Annotated in this window: 4 protein-coding genes; 2 read left to right on the plus strand and 2 right to left on the minus strand. The window is 57.4% G+C overall.

Annotated features, from left to right (window positions below; genetic code table 11):
- Window positions 1-94: 94 nt before the first annotated feature.
- Both HMPREF2990_RS08695 and HMPREF2990_RS12980 read right to left on the minus strand, forming a co-directional pair.
- Window positions 95-613, minus strand: a complete 519-nt coding sequence (locus HMPREF2990_RS08695; protein WP_070764126.1) for an HNH endonuclease — start codon at window positions 611-613, stop codon at window positions 95-97.
- Window positions 614-751 carry a hypothetical protein gene (locus HMPREF2990_RS12980; protein ID WP_168167134.1) on the minus strand — a complete coding sequence of 46 codons (138 nt, stop codon included), beginning with the start codon at window positions 749-751 and terminating at the stop codon, window positions 614-616.
- Window positions 752-1,044: 293 nt separating this feature from the next.
- On the opposite strand from HMPREF2990_RS12980, the gene HMPREF2990_RS08700 reads away from it, so the two are divergent.
- Both HMPREF2990_RS08700 and HMPREF2990_RS12465 read left to right on the plus strand, forming a co-directional pair.
- The gene (locus tag HMPREF2990_RS08700; protein ID WP_005293765.1) at window positions 1,045-1,407 is read left to right on the plus strand and encodes a MobC family plasmid mobilization relaxosome protein; all 363 of its coding nucleotides are present in this window, start codon (window positions 1,045-1,047) and stop codon (window positions 1,405-1,407) included.
- Window positions 1,388-2,986, plus strand: a 1,599-nt coding sequence (locus HMPREF2990_RS12465) for a relaxase/mobilization nuclease domain-containing protein (protein ID WP_083317100.1), incomplete at its 3' end; no start/stop codon positions are given. The genes HMPREF2990_RS08700 and HMPREF2990_RS12465, both read left to right, overlap by 20 nt.

Consider the following 2,986-nt stretch of genomic DNA (forward strand, 5'->3'; position numbering starts at 1 on the left):
ATGTGTGCCGAGCGTCGCTAGCGCAGCCTGTGCTTGGCTTACCGGGTGCGAGCGCTAGCGACGCAGCATGGTTAGATCCCCGCGTCGCCGCTGGTTAAGCGTTACCTTTGGCGCGATTGTGGGACTTGCAGAGCAGCTCGCAGTTGCTTTCCTCGGTCTTGCTGCCCTTCGACCATGCAGTGACGTGATCGGCGTCCATATCCTTGAGCGGCCAGATCTTCGTCTTGACCCCCTCGTGACCGAGGGCGCAATACGAGCAGTTCGAGACACCGTTCTTCTCGGCGGCGTCCGTTTGGCGCTTGTACACGCGCTTTTTGACCGCCTCGGTGAAGACACGCACGCTAAGCAGCCGCGTCTCTTTCTTGCCGCCGAGCAGGTACTCGTAGATGCCCTTCTTCGACTGGACCTGCGAGTCGGAAAGCAGCTCGCGTGCTTCGGCGGTCATCTCTGCTGCGTCGTAGCCCTTGTCGCCGTACTGCTCATAGAGCCTGTTCCATGCGATTCCACGCATGGAACTGACCGTCATCTTGAACACGCTTGCGGCCCAGTCGATGACGGTGGTGAAGTACGTCTGCAGTTCATTGCAGTCGTCGTCATCGCGGTGCTTAGCCATTTAGTTGTCGATACTCACGCCGTCACGCTGAGCGATCCAGTCGAGGGCGACTTCAAGCACCTCCTGGCGGGCGGGTTCACCGCGCACGAAATTCGACCACTTCGACATCAGTCGCCAAGAAGTCTTCCGGTGGTGCATGCGCTACAACACCCGCAGACGGCACTCCTGGTGCAACTTTCTAGCCCCCCAATGACTTCGAAGCACTCACATCAGCTACGCCGGCCCAAGCAGCATAGCTAACCCCCGACGTGTCTACTTTCCGGGGGTCAGGCCCGGCCGTCTTTGACGGTGGCGAGTACGCCTGAAGATGCGCAGCAGATTCAGGGGGCCGACACCGGAGAAGCGTGACCCTTACAAACAGACTGTGGCCCCGGCTGCATCAGCAGTCGGGGCCACCCTGCCACAGTAAGCACGATAAGTAGGAGGTGGATATGCGAGACAAGTTCTCGACATATTCGCGCACCACCGTGCGCCTCGATAAGGATTTAGACCGATTTGTCGAGGAGGTCGCACGGGTCGTAGGGGTGCAAAAGGCCGTCGTGTTCCGGGAAGCTCTCTATGTCCTCGCGGAGGAGGAGAGCGTGCTGACGCAAAAGCGTTTGGCCCCGGACACGCTGCGCCGCCTGGACGAGATGAACGACCAACTGCGGCGGATTGGCGTCAATCTAAACCAGTTGGCTCGCCGCGCGAATATCGACGGCGTGGCCCCCGTGTCTGAGGCTGTAGAAAGCATTGGCTCCGAGGTTTCTTCTCTTCGCAAAGAGGTGAAGGACTTTGTCCACAATCAAGATTAACTACAGCCAGAATATCCGCGCGGCAACGGTCTACGCCGTCTATGGAACGGCAGACAATGCCCGCAAGGGTGAGGTGCGAGCCGATGCTTTATGCACGGTTCAACCTAACGCTGAATCGTTTTCTCCGGAGGCTACGGCTGGCCGTTGGTCGGGTGTGGACTTCATGGAAGCCAGTGTGGAAGAAATGGAGCGATATGCTCCGGCTCAGCGCACTGACGAAGCAATTATTTATATCCAATCGTGGGCTAAAGACGAGCTGGATAAGGATAACCCGGCCGATGTAGCTCGGGCTAATGCGGCTGGCTCAGAGCTGGCGATGCGGCTGACGCAGGGCACGGGAGTTCCGTTTACCGTGGCTACGCACACCGACAGTAAAAGCGGCTGTGTCCACAACCATATCGTCTTTGCCAACCACGATACGCAGACAAAGAAGGCTGCACCTCGGGATATGCGCAACTGGTACAAGCTGCGCAATATCAACGACGAGCTGATGCGCGATTTGGGGATGCGTGTCCTGGAGCGAGAGCCGGAAATATCGCTGCTTCCTGCTGAGCGCAGGGCACGCAAGGAGGGCAAGTCCACAGACTCGACGGGCCTGGGCGTGGATGAGCTGACCGCAGCCACGTGGGCAGATTTTGCCCGCAAGCGCATGGATGAGCTGTGCGCGGATAAACAGGTGGCAGATGCTGACGACCCACTGGCGAAGGCAGTAGAGATTGCTGGCAAATACAACCTGTCTCTAAAAGTGCAGCCCAACTCAAAAACCGAGGGTGAGTCGCTAACCGTGGCCCTGGTCGACGACGACGGCGAGGATGCCTACTTCACGAACACCACGAAGGCCGGACGTACTCGAAAGCGTAAAGCAGCTAAAGCTGGCTCAAAATTGGGCCGCAGCTACTCGCTAGAGGGTGTGACCGAACGCGTTAACGAGGCCCAATCAGCCCTTCTTGCGCGGCAGCTTGCAGCACTTCAAGCCAATTCAACCGATGACGACCTGGAGGCGAAATACGGCTCCAGCCTTCTCGATGACGAGGAGGAAGAAAACTATAACAACCAGGAGGTATTCAATCATGGTGTCAGTGACCGAGATGACGAAGCTAGCCCAAGCAGCGGCGAAAGGCAAGATGGACAGCGTCTTGAAGGTTCTCAGCCCACGCCTGGACAAGGCGGAGAAGGCTATCAAGACGCTGCAGGAGAAACTGAAGAGTCTGCCGGAGAATACAGGGGACATTCTCAGTTCTCTGCCCAGCGACTTCTCGACGAGGTTGACGCAAGCGGAAAGCGAATTAAGGAACGTAAAAAGCAATCTCGCCGCAAACAAGAACTACGTGAGCAGCAGTCACTTCCAAGTAACGATGATGGAAGTGCAGCAGATGATCACCGGGCTGATAAGGAACATCGAGGATCTGCCCAACGGCCTGGAGGGGGTAAAAGGGTACCTAATCGAGATAAGCGAGCAGATGTCGCGTCTGACAAGGATGCAACAGCTGGTACTCAAAGCAGCCGAAAGCCCCATCCATCTCGACAAGGATTCCAGCCAAGCAGTAGCCCAGAGCCTGAACGCTCAGATGACTTCGAG

It is taken from the genome of Corynebacterium sp. HMSC071B10, assembly GCF_001814825.1.
GTDB lineage: Bacteria > Actinomycetota > Actinomycetes > Mycobacteriales > Mycobacteriaceae > Corynebacterium.

Bases quoted from the DNA above. Each gene is read 5' to 3' on its own strand.
- HMPREF2990_RS08700 (WP_005293765.1), top strand. From the start codon at position 1,045: ATGCGAGACAAGTTCTCGACATATTCGCGCACCACCGTGCGCCTCGAT.
- HMPREF2990_RS12980 (WP_168167134.1), bottom strand. From the start codon at position 751: ATGCACCACCGGAAGACTTCTTGGCGACTGATGTCGAAGTGGTCGAAT.
- HMPREF2990_RS08695 (WP_070764126.1), bottom strand. From the start codon at position 613: ATGGCTAAGCACCGCGATGACGACGACTGCAATGAACTGCAGACGTAC.